The organism is Bradyrhizobium sp. SPXBL-04, from assembly GCF_051853035.1.
GTDB classification, from domain to species: Bacteria; Pseudomonadota; Alphaproteobacteria; order Rhizobiales; family Xanthobacteraceae; genus Bradyrhizobium; species Bradyrhizobium zhanjiangense.
This window is the reverse complement of record NZ_CP182472.1, coordinates 1,572,349-1,591,776: the sequence shown is the minus strand read 5'-3', so window position 1 is coordinate 1,591,776 and position 19,428 is coordinate 1,572,349. Positions and strand designations below refer to the sequence as shown.

Below are 19,428 nucleotides of genomic sequence, written 5' to 3'. Positions count from 1 at the left end.
AGGAGATTACACCTTGCGAGCCGTTCCGGTTTGTCATCGACCACGAGACTGATTGCGGTCATGCGGCCTGCTCGAGCCTTGTATCGATCTCCTGGCGCAGCGCCGCGAAGTCGATAGGTTTGGTGAACAAGTCGGCGGCGCCGTTCTCCAGCGCTTTGCGCTTGGTCTCGGCATCACCGTAGGCTGTGATCATGATGACCGGAACATCGGGGCGGGCGGAGCGCACGATAGATAGCATCTCCAGCCCGCTCATTCCGGGCATGTTGATGTCAGACAGGATCAGGATCAGGGTGGCCTCCTCAATCTCGGCTGCGCGCTGCAGGGCCGCCGGCGCCGACGGGGCAAACTCCATGAGAAAACGACCGGCGCGCAGATCGCGGCGGAACTGCTGGCGGAATAGCGCCTCGACGTCGGGCTCGTCGTCGACGACCATGATATAAACGCTCAACTTCTGCCTCCGGTCTGCAATGGTGCCTCCAGCGTGCGCGGCAGCGTAATGATGAACTCTGTATAATCGCCAGCCTCGGTCTCGACCTCGATGCTGCCGCCGTGTTGCTTCACAATGATGTCGTGGCAGATTGAAAGGCCAAGCCCGGTACCTTCGCCTGCGGGCTTGGTGGTGAAGAATGGATTGAATATTTTCTCTCTCACGTCGGCCGGGATGCCCGCGCCATTATCGCGAATCCGGATTTCCACGGCGCCGCCGAGATTTGTGGTCGTCGCGCGCAGCCTTGGCTCGAAGCCGCCACCGGCGGCATCCTTTTGCTTGCTAGCCGCGTAGAATCCATTGGAAATAAGGTTGAGGAACACCCGCGTGATTTCCTGCGGATACAGGTCGAGCGCCCCGGCACTGGGATCGAGATTCCTTTCAAGCTTGATGTTGAAACCTGCCTTTTCAGCGCGCGCGCCGTGATAGGCAAGGTTGAGACTTTCCTCAACGATGGCGTTGATATCGGCCGAACGGCGCTCGCCAGAACCCTCGCGCGAGTGCAGAAGCATATTCTTGACGATGGAATCAGCGCGCTTTCCGTGCTGCACGATCTTTTCCAGGTTGCCTTGTAGCATGCGTATCAGCGCGTCGATGTCCTGCCTTGCTGCCTCGCCAAGGGCGGCTGAGCGCAGCCCGTCGCCGAGCTCGTCAATCAGCTCGGAGGAAAGCGCAGCAAAATTATTGACGAAATTGAGCGGGTTCTTGATTTCATGTGCAATGCCGGCGGTGAGTTGCCCGAGCGAGGCGAGCTTCTCGGTCTGGATCAACCGATCCTGCGCGTTTCGCAATTCCTCGAGCGATTGCGACAACTCCATAGTGCGCTCGCGCAGTTCATTCAGCAGGCGTGCATTCTCGATCGCGATCACACCCTGGTGCGCGAAATTGGACACGAGCTCGACCTGTTTGTCCGTGAAGGGCTTAACTTCCTGGCGGAAGATCGTGATGGTGCCGATCAGCTCGTCTTCCCTAAGCATGGGCACGATGACGAGGGTCCTTGCGCCAGCAAGGTCGGCAAGCGCGCGAACGTTCGGGTTGCCTTCGACGTAGGGCGGCTGAGTCCTGATGTCGTCGATATGAACCATCTGATGAGTTTTCTCGACGGTGCCGAGCCCGCTTGCGGGATGTGGGCGAATGCTCTGGTGCAGCCGGGTCTCAACATAAGCTGGCGGCGCGTTGTGCAATGCGACCGTACGAAAGCCGCCTTCCTCGTAGAGATTCATAGTGCCGAAGCCGGCGCCGCAGATCCGTGTCGCATTCTCCAGCATCTTGTGGAAGACCGGAGTCAATGCGCCTGATGAAGCGCTTATGATTTCCAGCACCTCCGACGTTGCGGTCTGCCGCTCCAGCGATTCGTTCAATTGCTCGAACAGACGCGCGTTGCCAATGGCGATAACAGCCTGATCTGCAAAAGTTTGAAGCAGAGCGATCTGCTTCTCGCCGAATGGACGAACCTCGGTGCGACGAAGCACGATCGCACCCATGCTCTCGCCTTCGCGCAACAGCGGCACGCTTAGAACAGTCCGAACGTTGGAGCGAAGCGCATATTCCCGTCCTGTCGGGAATTCGTCCCCTTCGGGCCCAAGCAGGTCGTGCACGTGAACGGTGCGGCGGTCGCTAATGGCCCGGCCGCTGGGCGATTGCACACTGATCGACCGTCGGCTCCACACCACGGGAACTTGTCCATGATGCGCCTGGACAACGATGTCGTCGCCGTCCCTCAGAACGACTAGCGCATCATATGCCTCGCAAAGCCCGCATGCGCTTTCCACAATCGCTTCGAGCGCCGGACCGACTTCAGTCGGCGAGGAAGCGATAACCCTCAGGATATTGGCGCTGCCGGTCTGGTACGTCAGCGCCTCGGACAGATCTCGCGTCCTGCTTTGCAATTGTTCGAAGAGCCGTACGTTCTCGATGGCGATCACGGCCTGGTCGGCAAACGTGGCGACCAGCTCAATCTGCTTTTCCGTGAAAGGCTGCACGCGCTTGCGAGCGATCACGATCGCGCCGATCGGCTCATTCTCGCGCATGAGGGGAACACCGAGCGCCGTGCGCTGACCAGCCATGGTAGTCGACTCGCGCAGGCCGTATTCGGGATCGGCAGCGACGTCGAGGACCTGCACCGGACGGCGCTCGAGTACGGCCCGACCTGTGACCGTGCTCCGTCCGGGGATAATGGGGTGAGCTTGCAGAAACTCGCTGTATTCCTCGGAAAACCCGACCGCTGCTCCGGCGTGATATTCATCACCTTCGCGGCGCATGATGAAGGCCATCTCCGCTTCGCACAGCCGTGCCGCCGAATCGACCAGCGTGTTGAGCACGGTTTGCAGGTCGAAGGTGGAGCGGCTGATCACCTTCAGCACATCGGCAGTCGCGGTTTGCTGCTGAAGCGATTCGGCGAGATCGCGCGTCTTCGCCTGGACCTCATCGAATAGCCGGACATTCTCAATCGCGATCACGGCCTGATCGGCGAAGGTCTGCAGAAGCTGCACATGATGTGGAGCGAAGGTGCCAGGCTCGACTCGCGTGACGCTGATCATGCCGATCACCACGCCGCCGGTCGTGAGCGGAACGAACAGCATGCTGCGAAAGCCGCGGGCGCGCGCGATTAATTTGATTTCGGTCGTCAGCGCTTCAGTGTCGGGGGTCGGTACCACCTTACCCGCCTGAGTTCTTGCGAAACTCTCAAAATCGGCAATCGGCCTCGGAAACATGTTCTGCAAAGCCGCATCGGCGGCAGGATTCGTCGGCGTGAATGCTGCCAGGTGGGCCATACCGTCGATGAAACGGAATACGGTCGTCGAAAAGCCGCCGAGCAAGGCATTGGCCCGCCTTGCGATTGCATCGAATACCGGCTTCACCTCCGACGGCGAACTGGCAATGATCTTGAGAATGTCCGCGGTGGCGCTCTCGCGATCTTGTGCGGCGCGCAATTCGGCCAGCAGCCGCGCGTTCTCTTGCTGCAAATCCGCCACCACGTCCTGAGGAAGCGCGGCCATCATGAAAATCCACGTCGCCAGCCGGTTCGGGGCCGACGTCAAAATCTGATCAAGAAACCGTTGGGAATTATTCCACTGTCAGGTGCTTCCGACCAGACTTATCGCTAGTTGATTTTCAATCGACTACGCGTCAATTCGCCCCCGCGATCGACCGAACCGGCGGGTTCCACGAACTGCCGCTGCCGTCGACTTCCTTCGTGCGGCATGGTGGCAGGCCTTGACGAGCGGCTGGACCTAAGTGCTGCGCTAAGTGCGACGCCCGCAAGGTCCCAGCAACCGGCGTGCAACGATGACCGCACCGTCACCGATGCAACTACCGAAGTGGAGGGAAGCTCTGGCGCAAAGCGGCATCCTTCGGACATAAAGTCCCGTGGTCATGCCCTTTTACTTACCCGATATTGGAGCGCTTCCACGAGCAGCGAGAAGGCCGGCGAAGGCTGGCGCCGACTGGGATAGTAGAGATGATATCCCGAGAACGGCGGGCACCAATCCGAGAGCACGCGGACCAGGCGGCCCTGGGACAGGTACGGCTGCACATGTCCCTCGGTGAGGTAGGCAAGGCCGAGCCCCTTCAACGCTCCGTCCAGCAGAAGGCCCGCGCTGTTGAACACGAGCTGGCCCTCCACCCGCACATTGAGCTCCCGCCCGTTCTTTTCGAATTCCCAGGCGTAGAGGCTGCCGCCGTGCGTCGGCAGGCGGAGGTTGAGGCAATTGTGGTGAGTCAGGTCCTGCGGCGTCTTCGGTCGCTTGCGTTCGGCGAAGTATGAGGGCGACCCGACGACCGCCATCCGCAGGTCGGGGCTGACGCGCACGGCGATCATGTCCTTGGCGACGAGCTCGCCGGGGCGGATGCCCGCATCAACCTGCTGCGCCACGATGTTGGTGAGCCCGTAGTCGATGATCACCTCGACATGGATGTCCGGGTACTTGGGCAGGATCTTCCGGAGCGCCGGCAGCAGGATCTCGGCGGCGGCAAACTCTGTCGCCGTCAGCCGGATGGTTCCGGCAGGCTTCTCGCGCAATTCGCTGAGCGCAGCAAGATCGGCATCCATCTCGGTGAACTTCGGGCCGACGCTGAGGAACAGCCGCTCTCCGGCCTGGGTCGGCGTGACGCTCCGCGTCGTCCGGTTCAACAATCGCACGCCGAGCCGCTCCTCCAGATTCCGGATGATCTGACTGAGCGCGGATTGCGTCATGCCGAGCTTTGCCGCAGCGCGCGTGAAGCTGCGCTCCCTCGCGACTGCGAGGAAGGCGAGGAGATCGCTGGCATCCTCTCTGTTCATTCATAAGCCCGGCTAATGACCGCATTCGAAATCTATCACCTAATCGGACGAGCACGGAAGTCTTAGGTTCGGACTAGCGATCGGACGCTCCAGAACGAAGGCAAGGACCTATGACAGAAGCAATCGAGCTCCCGAACGGCGTCAGCGCCCCGGAAGCCGCCGATCGCCTGCGCCGACGCAGCAGGAGCTCTGAGCTCGCATGTCGGTAACAACCATTCGAGAGGCCGCTGCGCCGCGCGGCGTCGCCAACCTGATGCCGATCATGGCGGTGGTGTTCGTTGCCTTCTTGGTCATCGGCGTCGCGATGCCAATTCTTCCCCTTCACGTCCACGATGGGCTGGGCCTGGGTACCTTCGTGGTCGGCCTGGTCGCCGGCAGCCAGTTCGCCGCTTCGCTGATCTCGCGGCCGTGGGCTGGCCACTTCTCGGATCGAAGCGGAGCGAAGCGCGGCGTGATCGTCGGCCTGCTCGCTGCCGCGGCCTCCGGACTGCTTTATCTGCTCTCTCTCGGCTTCGCCAACACCCCGCTGGCGTCAGTCTCTATACTGCTGCTCGGCCGTGGACTGCTCGGCGCGGCCGAGAGTTTCATCATCACCGCTGCGGTGAGCTGGGGACTTGCGCTCGCCGACGCCGGCAGCACCGGCAAGGTCATCGCTTGGGTCGGCTCGGCGATGTTCGCGGCTTTCGCGATCGGCGCGCCCGCGGGATCTGTGCTCTACGCTGCCTACGGTTTCGCTGCGATCGCGACCGCCACCGTCGTCGCGCCATTACTGACGCTCCTGCTCGTCGTCCGGCTCCCCGCGGTCCCTCCCCTCCACCAGCAGACCCGCACCTCCTTCGCCGAGGTGTTCGGTGCCGTCTGGCTCCCGGGCTTGGGCTCGGCACTCGGCAGCGTCGGCTTCGGCGCTGTCACCACATTCGCCGCGTTGTTGTTTGCGAACCGCGGATGGGCCAACGGATGGCTGGCCTATTCCGCTTACGCCATCGCCTTCATCCTGGCCCGGGTGTTCTTCAGTCATGTAGCCGACGTGCTCGGCGGGGCAAAGGTCGCGCTGGTCTGTGCGGGAATCGAAGCTGCCGGCCAGGCGCTGATCTGGCTTGCGGTCCGGCCCGAGATGGCGCTCGCCGGCGCCGCACTCACCGGCTTCGGCTTCTCGCTGGTCTATCCGGGCTTCGGCGTCGAAGCCGTGCGCAGCGTGCCCATGCAGAGCCGCGGGCTCGCCATGGGCGCCTACACGGCGTTCCTGGATCTCGCGCAAGGGCTCGCGAGCCCGGCACTCGGATTGATCGCGACCGGCGCGCGACTGAACGTCGTCTTTCTCGTCAGCGCCGTGACCGTGCTCTCTGCCGCCCTGGTGGCGCTGTGGCTGATGGCGCACCCGACAAGCTTGGAAGGAACCCCGTCATGAGGATGCTCGCGACCTTGCTTTCATTGTGTCTGTTCGCCGGCGCGGCCGCCGGACAGACGTCCATCGCAGGAGTAAATCCAATGCCAAAGCCGGAAGACGTCCGCGCCGTCGCTCCCGCCCTCGAAGGCTATGCGCAAAAATTCGTCCTCGGCGATCTCTGGAAGCGACCGGGGCTGTCGCGGCGGGATCGCAGCATCGTCACCGTCGCCGCGCTGATCGCGCGCGATCAAACCGTCGAGCTGCCCTCCTATTTGGCACTCGCGCTCGATAATGGCGTGAAACCGTCGGAGATATCGGAGATCATCACGCACCTGGCCTTCTACACCGGCTGGGCGAACGCGATGGATGCGATCCCCGCGGCGAGGCAGGTGCTCAGGAGCCGCAACATCGGGGACGATCAGCTGCCGCCGGCCTCGGGACCGCAGCTGCCGCTCGATGAGACCGCGGAGAAGCAGCGGGCGACGCGGGTTGCAGAGCAGTTCGGGCAAATCACGCCAAGCCTGGTCCAGTACACGACGGACGTGCTGTTCCGGGATCTCTGGCTCAGGCCGGCGCTGGCGCCGCGCGACCGCAGCCTAGTCACCGTGAGCGCTCTCATCGCAACCGGCCAGGTCGCGCAGATCACCTATCACCTGAACCGCGCGATGGACAATGGGTTGACGCAGGAGGAAGCCGGCGAAGTGCTCGGCCATCTCGCCTTCTACGCCGGCTGGCCCAACGCATTCTCCGCAGCGCCAGTGATCAAGGACGTCATCGAAAAGCGTCCGCGCTGACCGGAGACACACCGTGATCACGCGACGGGGCGTACTCATCGCCGGCAGCGCCGCCGCCACTCTCGGAATTCAGCGGGTGCAGGCGCGCGCGTCCGAAGCACAGAAGGAGGCTCAAATGGAAATCGACATCAAGAGAAACGGGTCTCGGCCCTCGCAGAAGGGCTCCCAAGACTGGTTCAGTGGGAGCGTCCGCATCGATCCGCTGTTTCAGGCGCAGGATCCGGCTCGCACTGGGGCCGGCCAAGTCACGTTCGAGCCCGGTGCCCGCACCGCCTGGCACACGCATCCACTCGGGCAGACGCTGATCATCACGGCCGGGCTCGGCTGGGTTCAGCGCGAGGGCGGCCCGATCGAGGAAGTCCGCCCCGGCGACGTCGTCTGGTTCCCGCCCGGACTGAAGCACTGGCACGGCGCTTCTCCGACGACGGCGATGACACACATCGCAATCCAGGAGTCCTCCGGCGGCAAGAACGTGGATTGGCTGGAGAAGGTGAGCGACGAGCAATATCGGAAGTGATGCGCGGGCGCTGTAGAGTACATCCAGAAATCCGGAGAAACAGCGCATGGCGATCGTATTCATCACGGGCAGCACGGACGGCCTCGGCCGGGCGGCGGCACAATCCCTGCTTGATCAAGGCCACCGCGTGGTGCTGCATGCGCGATCGGTCGATCGTGCCGCGGCGCTTGGCGAGCTCACGCCGCGTGGCGCCGGAATGGTGGTCGGTGATCTCAGAAGTGCCGCTGAGACGAAGAGCATCGCGGACCAGGTCAATGCGATCGGCCGCATGGATGCGATCATCCACAACGCCGGTGTCTACACCCAGCGGAGCCGCGGCTCGACTCCGGAAGGCCATGCCAGCACGCTGGCGATCAACACTCTCGCGCCGTACATGCTGACGGCACTGATCGAGCGGCCCCGCCGCTTGATCTATCTCAGCAGCGGGCTGCACCGCGGCGGAGAGGGATCGCTGGATGACCTCGACTGGAACAGCCGTGCCTGGGATTCGGCAAAGGCCTACGCCGAGAGCAAGCTGCACGTGGTCGCCCTGGCGTTCGCGCTGGCGCGGCGCTGGCCGAACGTCCTCAGCAACGCCGTCGATCCCGGATGGGTGCGCACGAAGATGGGTGGCGCGAGCGCCCCGGTCGATCTCGACACCGGACAACGGACTCAGACCTGGCTGGCGGTGAGCGAGGATTCCGCGGCCCTGGTCAGCGGGCGCTACTGGCATCACCTGCGGCAGGAGGAGCCAGCCGATGAGGCGACGGACCCGGGATTTCAGGAGGACCTCATCGCAAAATTGGGCAAGCTGACGGGCGTTGAACTCCCACAGGTCTAGGCCGTAGCCCAACAAACATTGCGCTCGCTACGCGATCGACAGGATCTCGATCTCCTGGTTGCCCGAACCGACGACGTCGCCGACCGCTTTCCCAATCAACGATCGCGCGACCGGCGAGACGAAGGAGATCGAACCGGCCTTCGGATCGGCTTCGTCCTCACCGACGATACGATAGGTCTGCACGCGGCCATCGGCGCGGCTGAAGGTCACCGTGCTGCCGAAGGCGACTGTGTCGGTCGAGGTCGGATCGGGAGCGACCTGCGCCGTGCGCAGCCGTTCCGTCAGATAGCGGGCATCGCGCAAGGGCACCGCCGATTGTCGGCGCTTCTCGTTGACGTCCTCGATCGCTTGCGCGGCTTCATAGGCCGCGCGCGCCTCGGCAAGCTGCGTCTGCAACGCCTGCAAGCCTTTTTCCGTCACGAGGTTTGGATGCGGCGAGATCGGGCGATCCGGCAACAGCGTCTCGGACGCGGTTTCGGCGCTCTCTTCCTTGGTAAAGGCGACGCTCAATTTCAAAATCCTGTCGAACTTGTTTTGGCTAATGGCGCGACGCTCGCGCCGCCCGCCGATTGCCCTGACTATATCTCAAGTTCGACGAAGCGGCGCAGCTTGAAGACGAGATCCGGCAGGGCCTGGCGGAACCGGGTCGCGTTCCGGAACGTGGTCGAGAACGGCGCGAAGGTGATCATGGCGTTCCAGTGCCGGTAGCCATAGACCGTGACCGAGACGCCGGTCGCCGGAAAATTCTCCAGCTTGCGCAATTCACCAAGCACGAGATCGGCAATCGCTTCCGCAGGCAGCAATTTCTTGCCGTCTCGTGTGGTGGCGATTTTCGGAGGTGGCGCGACCGGCTTGGTCTCGGCTGGTACGGCTTCGGGGGCCGGCTCAGACTCCGCCGGCTCCGCATCGGTGCTGGAGGGCTCGACCGCCTCGAACCCGTTCGTCGGCGCTGTCGGAGGAGCCTCGGTGAGGGGCGGCGTCACGACGTCCGCGCGCTTGTTGCCTCCAAGGATGCTGCTGATCATGGCCACAAGGCCAGCATCCTTCCCGTCGTCACTCATTCCTTCCCCCGGACTTAAGCCTAATCTATCACCGCGCGCCACAATGTATGTGGTTGGATCCCATGGCGAAGGCCATCCTGCAATGGGCAACGGCGACGCAGCCGCTGATCCGGTCGCGCCGCCATGCGATCCGCTACCGCTTATCGAACGGAATGTATTGCTGGTACTGCTTGGGCACTGAACTGCGGTAGCGCGCGGGAACGGTGCCGGTGTCGATCGAATGATCGATCTCCTGCTGCCGCGTCATCTTCTTCTTCGCCGGCTTCTTCGATGCGCTCTTCTTGGAATCGGTCGGCTGGCTGGAGGTGTCGGTGGTCGCAGCCGGTGCCGTCGTCGCGGCCGGCGCAGCGGTTGTCGCGGCCGGTGCAGCGGCTCCACCGGCGGCCGGCGCGCTCTGCGCCAGCGCGAGCGGCGTTTGCATCGTGAGCACCAGCGCTGCCGTCGCTGCCAGCAAATATGACTTCTGCATCAGAACCTCCAAAATGCCTGATCCGAATGAGGCAAGCCTAGTCCCACGGGATCGAGGCGTGCAAGGTCGTTGAGAATAGGTCGGGAACCTGTGCGCGAACTGTGGTGGAGATCACATTGTCCGGCGCCGGCTGCGTCACGATGTATCTCACCTCGAACGCATCCCGCGTCGCGGACACCAACACAGCATGACCGTGCGTCAGACAGGCCACGGGAACGCCAAGGCAAGGCCGTTCCACCACCCTCGAAGGAGATTTGAAATGCGTCGCACCATCCTCACGCTTGCATCGTTCGCAACCCTGATCGCAGCGTCATTGTCAGCGGCGCCGGCGCAGGCCGCAAACGACAGATACTGCCTGCAAGGCCGCCAGTGGGGCTATCCCGGCAATTGCCAGTTCGCGAGCTATCAGCAATGTGCCGCCACCGCCTCCGGCACGTCGGCCTATTGCGGCATCAACCCGCGCTACGCGTACTCGCAGCCGTACCATTACTGACGAGCTGTTACCGACGAGCTGGCGGCGTGCGTCACCGCGCACGTCGCGCTGCTCTATGCGCGAATTCCGAGGCCGGTCTCCTGAAGCCGCGTCGCGAACCAGCGCGACAGCGCCTCGTCGACGAGGCCGCTGACGTAAACCTCCGACATCGTCACGTGCTGCCGGTCCAGCACCAACAACAAACCGATCCAATAGGGAAACCAGACATGCACGTCGGTCAGCGCCCTAAGCTTGTGCTGGTCGTGCTCGAGCGGCGTATGATTGCTCGCCTTGCGGATCTCGACAGTGAGCAGATTGTTCGGGATCTCGCGCTGGTGCACGGCGACATCAGGATAGATCGATTTGCCGAGATGGTCGTCGGTCGAGATGATCGTGCCGTGTGGCAGATGCAGCGTGCGCTCGCCGAGCCGATCGTAATTGCAGTCCACCGACCAGCCGGAGAACTGCTTCTCCAGGTGCACGGCGAAGCGGTGCGTGATTGCGCGCTCACCGACGTCCTTCTCGAACAGGAATGCTTCCTGCGCGTAGAAGTCCCGGAGCGCCGCGATCACCTTGTTCAGCTCGGTCTGCATCGTGCCTCCGGGCTCACGGCGCTCCGTCTGTTGATGCCTTACATCTGAACTTCGATCAGGCGCGGGCCGGGCTCGGCGACGGCTTCCGCCAGCGCCTTGTTGAACTCGTCGGCATTGGTGACGGCGCGGCCGGGCACGCCCATGCCCTTCGCCAGCGCGACGAAATCCAGCGTCGGGCGATCAAGCCGCAGCATGTCGTTGGCGCGCTGGCCGGGCTCGCCGGCGCCGACATTGTCGAACTCGCCGCGCAGGATCTGGTAGATGCGGTTGGCGAACACGATGGTAACGATGTTGAGGTTCTCGCGCGCCTGCGTCCACAGCGACTGGATCGTGTACATCGCGCTGCCGTCGCCGACCATGGTGATCACCTTGCGATCCGGACAGGCGATCGCCGCGCCGATCGACAGCGGCGTCGAGAAGCCGATCGAGCCGCCCATATTCTGGAGCCAGTCGTGCGGAGCCGCCGCCGCCGTCGGTGGGAAGAAGCCGCGGCCGGTGGTGAGGGATTCGTCGACCATGATCGCATTCTCGGGGATCGCACAGGCGATCGCCTGCGCGATCGAGGCGAAGGTGAGTGCGCCGGTCGGCTTGACCAGTTCCTGCAACGCCTGCGGCTTGACGTCCTTGGCGCTGGCCTTCACGGCGCCGGCAAGCGCTTCCAGCGCCGCGACTGAGTTCTCGCCCCAGGAGGTCATGCGATGGACCTCGCAGCCCTGAGGCTTGAGCATGCTCGGCTTGTTCGGATAGGCGAAGAACGCCACGGGATCGTCGGACTCGACCAGCACGATGTGACGGAATTTTGCCAGCATCGGCAGCGCGTTCTCGATGACGTAATGGATGCGGTCGATCGAGAAACGGCCGCGGCCCCGCGCCATCTTCGGGCGGAAGGTCGGGCCCATCACCGTGCAGCCGGTCTTGCCGGCGATCCGTTCGGCCAGCGCCAGGCCCTGCGCGCTTAGCGCGCTGCCGGTCATCAGCAGCAGCGTACCCTCGCCGTCGCGATGCAGGATTTTTGCGGCCTGCTCGACGGCCTGCGGCGAATAGCTCGCCCGCTGCTGCTCAGCCGGAACCTCGGCGACGCCGTCAGCCTCATTCCAGGCGGTGTCGGCGGGCAGGATCAGGGTCGCGATCTGCGGCGGTGCGCTTTTGGCGGCGGCAATCGCCGCGGCGCCGTCGGCAGCGACCGATTTGGAATCCGGCGAGGTGCGGACCCAGGACGACATCGGCCGGGCCAGGCCCTCGATGTCGGAGGTTAGCGGCGCGTTGTAGCCGATGTGGTAGACCGCGTGCTGGCCGACGATGTTGACGATGCCGGAATTCGCCTTCCTGGCGTTGTGCAGATTGGCGAGGCCGTTGGCGAGACCGGGGCCGAGATGCAGCAGCGTCGAGGCCGGCGTGCCCTTCATGCGGAAATAGCCGTCGGCGGCGCCCGTCACCACGCCTTCGAACAGGCCGAGCACGCAACGCATGCCCGGCACGCGATCGAGCGCTGCGACAAAATGCATCTCGGAAGTGCCGGGGTTGGTGAAGCAGACGTCCACCCCGCCCTTGACCATTGTCCGCACCAGGCTTTCCGCACCGTTCATTCCAAGGCTCCCACGACCGGCATTGTCCAGATATCGGTTCGATCAATCATTGTTCGCGCGTGCCGTCAAAGCAATAGCCGCCATCGCTGCCCTGCCCCGCGTGACGATGCGCCGGCTTGGCTAATTCTTTTCGGCAAATTGGCGTGGTTGCCGATTTGGTAACGCCAATCGTTAAGCATGGTGTTCCTCACGGGGCCGTGGCTTGCGGAAAGCCCGCAAATATGGCCTGTGGCTGTCATTGAATCGATTTTTTGCTGGGGGAGACAATGATCCGGTTTTTTGCCGCGCCGATCGCCGCCATCGCACTGCTGTCGGCCATGGCGGGCGGCGTGCTCGCCGAAGAGTTCGACACGCGCGACATCATGGGTGGCGGCCCGAACTTCTTCCGTTCCGGCGCAAATCCCGTCCCCCGCACCACCGTCATCTATAACGGCAATTACGCGCCCGGCACGATCGTGGTGAACACCGGCGAGCGGCGGCTGTATCTGGTGCTCCAGAACGGCCAGGCGCTGCGCTACGGCATCGGCGTCGGCCGCGATGGCTTCCGCTGGGGCGGGGTGCACAAGATCACCGCCAAGAAGGAATGGCCGGCCTGGACGCCGCCGTCGCAGATGCTGGCCCGCCGGCCCGACCTGCCGCGTCACATGAAGGGCGGCCTCGACAATCCGCTCGGCGCCCGCGCGATGTATCTGGGCTCGACCCTCTATCGCATCCACGGTTCCAACGAGCCGGAGACGATCGGCCAGGCGGTGTCCTCGGGCTGCTTCCGCATGACCAATGAGGATGTCACCGACCTCTACAGCCGCGTCGCGGTCGGCACCACCGTGGTGGTGCTGAACAATTAGAGCCACACCGGTGCTGCGCTCCCTCTCCCGCCCGCGGGAGAGGGTTGGGGAGAGGGTGTATCCGCACTGAGACTCCCAATGAGGAGAGAGCCCTCACCCGGCGCGCGGGACGATGCTTCGCATCGCCCGGGCGCGCCGACCTCTCCCGCCTGCGGGAGAGGTTGAGCCCGCGGCCCGAGCTCGGCATTGCGAAGTCCGTACTCTTTGGCTGCAGACGAGTGGCGGGAACCCGCGAGGCGCGTGAATTTGCGGGCTTGTGCGCGCGACGCGAATGCGGCAGCGTCGCACGACAATGAGCGCATTGAACCTGACCGCGCCGGCCTTCCGCATCGCCCTCTTGGCGCTCGCCACGCTCACATTGGTGCCTGACACCGCTACCACGGCCCGAGCGGGTGAACTGCCCGCCATCGTCTCGCGCCAGCGCTCCGAGAAGAAGAGCTTCACCGACGGCGAGATCGTCGAGGGATTCCTGAAGACGGCGTTCGGCGCCGAGTACCATCTCGCCGGTCGCGTCGACCGCATCCGCAAGTTCGACGGACCGGTGCGCGTGTACGCCGAGAGCGACCGCGCCGATCGCAAGACGCAGCTTGCGAAGGTCGTGAACGACATCGCCACGCGCGTGCAGCATCTCGACATCGCCATGACCACGACCAGCGAGGCGGCGAATGTGCGGGTCAAGCTCGTGCGCGACCGCGATCTCTACCGCACCCTCACCAGCTTTTACGGCGCCGAGAAGGCGCGCGAGATCCGCACCTCGCTCGATCCGCAATGCCTGTCCGGCTTCCGCAAGAACGACAATTTCGAGATCGAGCATTCGGACGTCATCCTCACCGTCGACAACGGCGATTTCGTCTTCCTCGACTGCGCCTATGAGGAGCTCTTGCAATCGCTCGGGCCGATCAACGATACCACCAGCGTGCCCTGGACCATGTTCAACGACAATGTCTCGATGGGCTATTTCGACGTCTACGACCAGTACATCCTCAATCTGCTCTACGATCCCCGCATCAAGGCGGGCATGACGGTGGCGGAGGTCAAGGCGGTGCTGCCCGCCGTGCTCAAAGATGTGCGCGCCTGGGTGAAGCGGGTGAATGATCTGAAGGAGTAGGTGATCCGTCATCCTGTGATGACGGTCATATGATTGCGCTCGTTGCTTCCGCCTTCGTCATTGCGAGCGCAGCGAAGCAATCCAGAATCGTTCCGCGGTGATAGTCTGGATTGCTTCGCTGCGCTCGCAATGACGGGGCAACAAGCGGGCCCTACTGCACGAGATCGGCAACGGTGGTTGCGGCCTTGAGGCCGGTGCCGGTGAGGACGGCGACCGTGGTTTCGTTTGCCTTGACCGCACCAGCGGCTGCGAGTTTGTCCAGCGCGGCGGCTGCGCTGGCGCTGGTCGGCTCGGCGAACAGGCCTTGCCGCGCGAGACGCCGCAGGGCGGCGACGATCTCATCCTCGCTGAGCGCGACGGTGCCGCCGCCGCTCTCGCGCAAGGCGCCGATGATTTCGCGCAGCCGCAACGGATTCTTGATGGCGGTGCCTTCGGCGATGGTTTTGTGCACCTCGCGCGCGACAGGCGTATCGACACCGGCCTGGAAGCTTGCATCGATCGGCGAGCAATTGAGCGGCTGCGCCGCGAACAGGCGCGGCAGTCTTGCGATCTGGCCGGCCCCCAGCAGCTCGCGGAAGCCGAAGGCGCAACCGAGCAGGCTGCTGCCCGCGCCGACCGGGACGATGACGTTGTCGGGCGCGCGGAAGCCGAGGTCTTCCCAGATCTCATAGGCGAGCGACTTGGTGCCTTCGAGGAAGAACGGCTGCCAATTGTGGCTGGCGTAAAAAGTCTGATGCGACTGGCGAATGGCCTCGGCTTCCGACTCCTCGCGCGGCCCCTCGACGAGTTGCACCGCGGCGCCATAGGCGCGGACCTGCGCGATCTTGGCCGGCGAGGTCGAGGCTGGCGCGAGGATCTTCACCCGCATGCCGCCGGCGGCACCGAGCCCGGCCATGGACGAGCCACCATTGCCGGAGGAGTCCTCCAGCACCGCATTGACGCCGATCTGGCGCAGGAAGGACAGCATCACGGAAGAGCCCCGGTCCTTGAAGCTGCCAGTCGGATTGAACCATTCGAGCTTGAACAACGGCCGCAGCTCGCCCCACTCCTGCTGGACCAATGGCGTGCAGCCCTCGCCGAGCGTGATCGGCTTTGCGATCTCGACCGGCAGCGCCGCCCGGTAGCGCCAGAGCGATCGTGTGCGGCCATCGATGTCCTCGCGCGAGATACCGGCGCCCGGCGTCACCAGCAGCGGCGCGCGCTCGTCCGAGCACCAGCGCGGCTGATCCAACGGATAAAGCTGTCCGTTGCGGGGGTCGATATAGCTGGCGGCGGGCATGGCAGTCTCCTGGACAAGGCGATTCGTACGATCGGGTTGATGTCACGTTTTGTCGAGAACCTGACGCCTGTCGCACGAAACGACGCAGCCCCCTTGAAAACATGAAAAATGGAAATATTTCAATCTCTTAAACTGGCCGCCGAGGCAGAGCGGCGAGGTCGGCCAACGCGCTCGGTGTTAAAGGGAGATCCTGCCGGCGCGGTGACCGACGGGAATTTGGCAACAAAGGGCCCTGCCCGCCCGGCACGATTAACTTGTCTGTCGTCGCCGGCCGCTACAATATGTTGGATTGAGCTCGCGTCGCCGGTGTCCTCGACTGGCAACGCGACCGAGCCAGGCCCGTCCGAACGGCGGGCCGTTGGCTTTTTGGGAGCCTGGACATGAGCCGCGCGAACCGTACCGACCACATCCGCCTGACCTCCCATCCGGAGCCAGGCCGGAAGGCCGCCTTTCCGATCCATTGGGGCGCCGCCGACCCGCGCGCACGAGGGCCGATCATCGGCACAGTGTCGCGCGCTGGGGATCGCAACGTGATCGGCAGCCATGGCGGATCCTACGCGATGTACCGGGCGCTCGCGGTGTCCGCCGGCGCGCTCGACCCGATCAGGCGTCCTGACCTCACCAACACGTTTCCGGCCGCGACCATCGGCCCGTTCCCGCAATGGAGTGATCCCACGAAAATCGTCGCGCTCGATCCCTGGGGGCATCTCGTCGCCGAGAATTTTCGCCAGGAGATCGCCGAAGGCGCCGACATCAGGCCGAGCATCGCGGTGACGCGAGCGCGGCTGGACCTGCCGGAAATCCGCGAGGCGCTGGCCGCAAAGCGGCTGCGCGCCGACGGCGAGGTCGTGCACGCCAATGGCAGCGTGTCGGTCGTCAAGATCGCGATCGATCCGGTCTGGCACCTGCCCGGCCTTGCGCAGCGCTTCGGCACCAGCGAGACCGAGCTGCGCCGCACGCTGTTCGAGCAGACCGCCGGCATGTTCCCCGAGCTGGTGACGCGACCGGACATGAAGGTGTTCCTGCCGCCGATCGGCGGCACCACCGTCTACATGTTCGGCGACGTCAGCAAGCTGCCGGACCATCGCACCAAGATCACCTGCCGCGTCCATGACGAGTGCAACGGCTCCGACGTGTTCGGCTCCGACATCTGCACCTGCCGGCCCTATCTGATCCACGGCATCGAGGAATCCGCGCGCGGCGCGCAGGAGGGCGGGCTCGGGCTCGTCGTCTACAACCGCAAGGAAGGCCGCGCGCTCGGCGAGGTCACAAAATTCCTGGTCTACAATGCGCGCAAGCGCCAGGAGGATGGCGACGCGGCCGCAGCCTATTTCGAGCGCACCGAATGCGTCGCCGGCGTCCAGGACGCGCGCTTCCAGCAATTGATGCCGGATACCATCCACTGGCTCGGCTTGACGCGCATCGACCGCTTCCTGTCGATGAGCGACATGAAATACGACGCGCTGACCTCGCAGGGCATCGACATCGTCGAGCGTGTGCCGATCCCGCCGGAGCTGATTCCCGCCGACGCCTATGTCGAGATCGCCGCGAAGAAGGCCGCCGGCTATTACTCGACCGACATCGCGCCGGAAAAGGACGTCAACGACGTGGTCGGGCGTTCGCTGGAAAAGTACTGATCGCGCGATGGCGGACGCTTTGGAACGAGAGGCGCGCGTGCTGCTCACCGCAGCGGCGGTTCGCGCGCGGGCCGCGCAGATGCTCGAGCTCGGCCTGGCCGGCGGGCTGAGCCATTTCACGATCGATCTCGACCGCATGGACGGCGTTGCGGAGGCGGTGCTGGCGGTGACGCGAAAGGCCTATCCGACGCTGGACGTTCCCTTCCATGCGCGCTGGCGGCATTTTGTACCTGGCGGCGTCGATCGCTGGGCGGAGCTTGCGGACGCGACGTCCTGGTCCGATCGCGCGGCGCGGGCGCGCGCGGAGTTCGATCTTGCCATCATCAGCGTGCTGCTCGATGCCGGCGCGGGTGCGATGTGGCGATATCGCGACGCGGTGACAGGAGAAAGCATCGGCCGGTCCGAAGGGCTCGCGATCGCAAGCCTCGACATGTTCGCTGGCGGCCTCTTCTCGCGCGATGCCGGCACGCCGTTCAGGGCCGATGCGGAAGTGCTTGCGCAACTACCCCTCACCTCTCTCACATCCGCTTTTCAGGTAACCGACGCCAATCCGCTGCTCGGTCTCGACGGACGCACCGATTTGCTGCGGCGTCTCGGCAAGCTGGTGGCGGAACAGGCTGAGGTTTTCGGCCTGCGCGATACGCCGCGGCCTGGCGGCCTGTTCGATCACATCGCGGCGCAAGCGAATGGCGGCGCCATTGCCGCACCTGCCATCTTGTCCGCCGTGCTGAACCAGCTCGGAGCGATTTGGCCGTCGCGGCTGGAACTCGCAGGCATTCCGCTCGGCGATTGCTGGCGTCACCCGGCCATCAAGGCGGACGACGCGACCGCCGGTCTCGTGCCGCTGCACAAGCTCTCGCAATGGCTGAGCTATTCGCTGATCGAGCCGCTCCAGCGTGCAGGCTTCGATGTGACAGACATCGACGGCCTGACGGGGCTGGCCGAATACCGCAATGGCGGCCTGTTCATCGATCATGAGGTGCTGCGCCTGCGCGATGCAGCGGACGCTGCGCGCGCGCATGCGGTGGATTCGCTGCTCGTCGTGGAGTGGCGCGCTCTCACTGTCGCCTTGCTCGATCGGCTGGCGGAGCGCATCCGCGCCAAGCTCGGCCGTACGCCAGAGACGCTGCCGCTCGCCAGCATCCTGGAAGGCGGCACCTGGGCTGCGGGCCGCGCCATCGCCTTTGCGCGCCGGCCCGACGGTTCGCCGCCGCTCAAGGTGATCAGCGACGGCACGGTTTTTTGAGCATGGTGCAGTCGGGCGCGATGCATGCCACAAAGCAGGTGCGCTCCCTCCCCCGCTTGCGGGGGAGGGCTGGGGAGAGGGTGTCTCCGCAGGTCGAGAATCCCCAAGAGGACAGAGCCCTCACCCGGCGCTTTGCGCCGACCTCTCCCGCACGCGGGAGAGGTTGACGAGCCTCGCACACAGCCTTTGTGAACTCAGGAGCATCCCATCATGCAAGGCGTCACGATCGTCGATCACCCACTGGTGCAGCACAAGCTGACGCTGGTGCGGGACAAGTCCATCTCGACCAAGTCGTTTCGCGAGCTGATCAAGGAGATCGGCATGCTGCTCTGCTACGAGGTGACGCGCGATTTGCCGCTCACCGACGTCGTGGTCGACACGCCGCTGGCGCGGATGCACTCGGCCAAGATCGCCGGCAAGAAGCTGGTGTTCGTGCCGATGCTGCGCGCCGGCACCACCTTCGTCGACGGCATGATGGACCTGGTGCCGACTGCGCGCGTCGCCCATATCGGGCTCTACCGCGAGCCGCATAGCTTTGCCGCGGTCGAGTACTTCTTCAAATCGCCGTCCGATCTCGGCGAGCGCCTGGCGATCGTGGTGACGTCGGTGGTCGCCACCGCCAATACGGCCGTGGCCGCCATCGACCGGCTGAAGGAGCGCGGCGCCAAGGATATCCGCCTCGCCTGCCTGATCGCCGCGCCGGAAGGACTTGAGCGGCTGCGAGGTCTGCATCCGGACGTACCGATCTGGACCGCCGCGGTCGACGAAGGCCTCGACGAGAACGGCTTCATTCTGCCAGGCCTCGGCGACGCCGGCGACCGCGCTTATGGGACGAGATAAGCGGA

The 19,428-nt window shown here is 64.4% G+C and carries 19 protein-coding genes; 10 read left to right on the top strand and 9 right to left on the bottom strand.

What is annotated here, in order from left to right; all coding sequences use genetic code 11:
- Positions 1–58: 58 nt before the first annotated feature.
- From ACNJX8_RS07480 to ACNJX8_RS07470, 3 genes are all read right to left on the bottom strand, one after another.
- Positions 59–448, bottom strand: coding sequence for a response regulator (locus ACNJX8_RS07480; RefSeq protein WP_439360089.1), 390 nt, complete (start codon positions 446–448; stop codon positions 59–61).
- Complete coding sequence (locus ACNJX8_RS07475; protein ID WP_439361830.1) at positions 445–3,486, bottom strand: GAF domain-containing protein; 3,042 nt, start codon at positions 3,484–3,486, stop codon at positions 445–447. The genes ACNJX8_RS07480 and ACNJX8_RS07475 overlap by 4 nt, the downstream gene beginning before the upstream one ends.
- A gap of 374 nt (positions 3,487–3,860) precedes the next feature.
- Positions 3,861–4,769, bottom strand: a complete 909-nt coding sequence (locus tag ACNJX8_RS07470; RefSeq protein WP_439360088.1) for a LysR family transcriptional regulator — start codon at positions 4,767–4,769, stop codon at positions 3,861–3,863.
- A 199-nt stretch (positions 4,770–4,968) separates the two neighbouring features.
- Between ACNJX8_RS07470 and ACNJX8_RS07465 the strand changes: the two genes are divergently transcribed.
- The 4 genes from ACNJX8_RS07465 (at position 4,969) to ACNJX8_RS07450 (ending at position 8,287) form a co-directional block, all read left to right on the top strand.
- Entirely contained in the window at positions 4,969–6,177 is a 1,209-nt protein-coding gene (locus ACNJX8_RS07465; RefSeq protein ID WP_439360087.1) for an arabinose transporter, read from the top strand.
- Positions 6,174–6,950, top strand: a complete 777-nt coding sequence (locus ACNJX8_RS07460) for a carboxymuconolactone decarboxylase family protein (protein ID WP_439360086.1) — start codon at positions 6,174–6,176, stop codon at positions 6,948–6,950. Before ACNJX8_RS07465 ends, ACNJX8_RS07460 begins: the two co-directional genes overlap by 4 nt.
- A gap of 121 nt (positions 6,951–7,071) precedes the next feature.
- A complete protein-coding gene (locus ACNJX8_RS07455) occupies positions 7,072–7,467 on the top strand; it encodes a (R)-mandelonitrile lyase (RefSeq protein WP_439361829.1) in 396 nt (131 codons plus the stop codon).
- Between the two features lie 46 nt (positions 7,468–7,513).
- Positions 7,514–8,287, top strand: a complete 774-nt coding sequence (locus tag ACNJX8_RS07450) for an SDR family NAD(P)-dependent oxidoreductase (protein ID WP_439360085.1) — start codon at positions 7,514–7,516, stop codon at positions 8,285–8,287.
- Between the two features lie 27 nt (positions 8,288–8,314).
- Here ACNJX8_RS07450 and greA read toward each other — a convergent pair whose 3' ends face one another.
- The 3 genes from greA to ACNJX8_RS07435 all read right to left on the bottom strand — a co-directional run bounded on the left by greA (position 8,315) and on the right by ACNJX8_RS07435 (position 9,817).
- Entirely contained in the window at positions 8,315–8,797 is a 483-nt protein-coding gene (greA, locus tag ACNJX8_RS07445) for a transcription elongation factor GreA (protein WP_128941475.1), read from the bottom strand.
- A 68-nt stretch (positions 8,798–8,865) separates the two neighbouring features.
- Positions 8,866–9,348: a hypothetical protein gene (locus tag ACNJX8_RS07440; RefSeq protein ID WP_439360084.1), complete on the bottom strand. Its 483-nt coding sequence runs from the start codon at positions 9,346–9,348 to the stop codon at positions 8,866–8,868.
- A gap of 133 nt (positions 9,349–9,481) precedes the next feature.
- On the bottom strand, positions 9,482–9,817 hold the full coding sequence (locus ACNJX8_RS07435) for a hypothetical protein (RefSeq protein ID WP_249759967.1): 336 nt from the start codon (positions 9,815–9,817) through the stop codon (positions 9,482–9,484).
- 259 nt (positions 9,818–10,076) lie between these two features.
- On the opposite strand from ACNJX8_RS07435, the gene ACNJX8_RS07430 reads away from it, so the two are divergent.
- Complete coding sequence (locus tag ACNJX8_RS07430; protein WP_128931657.1) at positions 10,077–10,310, top strand: DUF3551 domain-containing protein; 234 nt, start codon at positions 10,077–10,079, stop codon at positions 10,308–10,310.
- A 53-nt stretch (positions 10,311–10,363) separates the two neighbouring features.
- On the opposite strand, the gene ACNJX8_RS07425 is transcribed toward ACNJX8_RS07430, so the two are convergent.
- Both ACNJX8_RS07425 and ACNJX8_RS07420 read right to left on the bottom strand, forming a co-directional pair.
- The gene (locus ACNJX8_RS07425) at positions 10,364–10,882 is read right to left on the bottom strand and encodes a hypothetical protein (protein WP_128931656.1); all 519 of its coding nucleotides are present in this window, start codon (positions 10,880–10,882) and stop codon (positions 10,364–10,366) included.
- A gap of 38 nt (positions 10,883–10,920) precedes the next feature.
- Positions 10,921–12,468, bottom strand: coding sequence for an acetolactate synthase large subunit (locus ACNJX8_RS07420; protein ID WP_439360083.1), 1,548 nt, complete (start codon positions 12,466–12,468; stop codon positions 10,921–10,923).
- 266 nt (positions 12,469–12,734) lie between these two features.
- Between ACNJX8_RS07420 and ACNJX8_RS07415 the strand changes: the two genes are divergently transcribed.
- Both ACNJX8_RS07415 and ACNJX8_RS07410 read left to right on the top strand, forming a co-directional pair.
- Positions 12,735–13,313, top strand: coding sequence for a L,D-transpeptidase (locus ACNJX8_RS07415; protein WP_128941481.1), 579 nt, complete (start codon positions 12,735–12,737; stop codon positions 13,311–13,313).
- A 292-nt stretch (positions 13,314–13,605) separates the two neighbouring features.
- Positions 13,606–14,421 carry a DUF2927 domain-containing protein gene (locus ACNJX8_RS07410; RefSeq protein WP_164934986.1) on the top strand — a complete coding sequence of 272 codons (816 nt, stop codon included), beginning with the start codon at positions 13,606–13,608 and terminating at the stop codon, positions 14,419–14,421.
- 151 nt (positions 14,422–14,572) lie between these two features.
- Here ACNJX8_RS07410 and ACNJX8_RS07405 read toward each other — a convergent pair whose 3' ends face one another.
- Positions 14,573–15,700, bottom strand: coding sequence for a threonine synthase (locus ACNJX8_RS07405; RefSeq protein WP_439360082.1), 1,128 nt, complete (start codon positions 15,698–15,700; stop codon positions 14,573–14,575).
- Positions 15,701–16,080: 380 nt separating this feature from the next.
- Here ACNJX8_RS07405 and ACNJX8_RS07400 point away from each other — a divergent pair, with 380 nt between their 5' ends.
- The 3 genes from ACNJX8_RS07400 to upp all read left to right on the top strand — a co-directional run bounded on the left by ACNJX8_RS07400 (position 16,081) and on the right by upp (position 19,423).
- Positions 16,081–17,337: a GTP cyclohydrolase II gene (locus tag ACNJX8_RS07400; RefSeq protein WP_439360081.1), complete on the top strand. Its 1,257-nt coding sequence runs from the start codon at positions 16,081–16,083 to the stop codon at positions 17,335–17,337.
- Positions 17,338–17,344: 7 nt separating this feature from the next.
- Positions 17,345–18,583: a URC4/urg3 family protein gene (locus tag ACNJX8_RS07395; protein WP_439360080.1), complete on the top strand. Its 1,239-nt coding sequence runs from the start codon at positions 17,345–17,347 to the stop codon at positions 18,581–18,583.
- 210 nt (positions 18,584–18,793) lie between these two features.
- Positions 18,794–19,423, top strand: coding sequence for a uracil phosphoribosyltransferase (gene upp / locus ACNJX8_RS07390; protein WP_091881044.1), 630 nt, complete (start codon positions 18,794–18,796; stop codon positions 19,421–19,423).
- Positions 19,424–19,428: the final 5 nt, after the last annotated feature.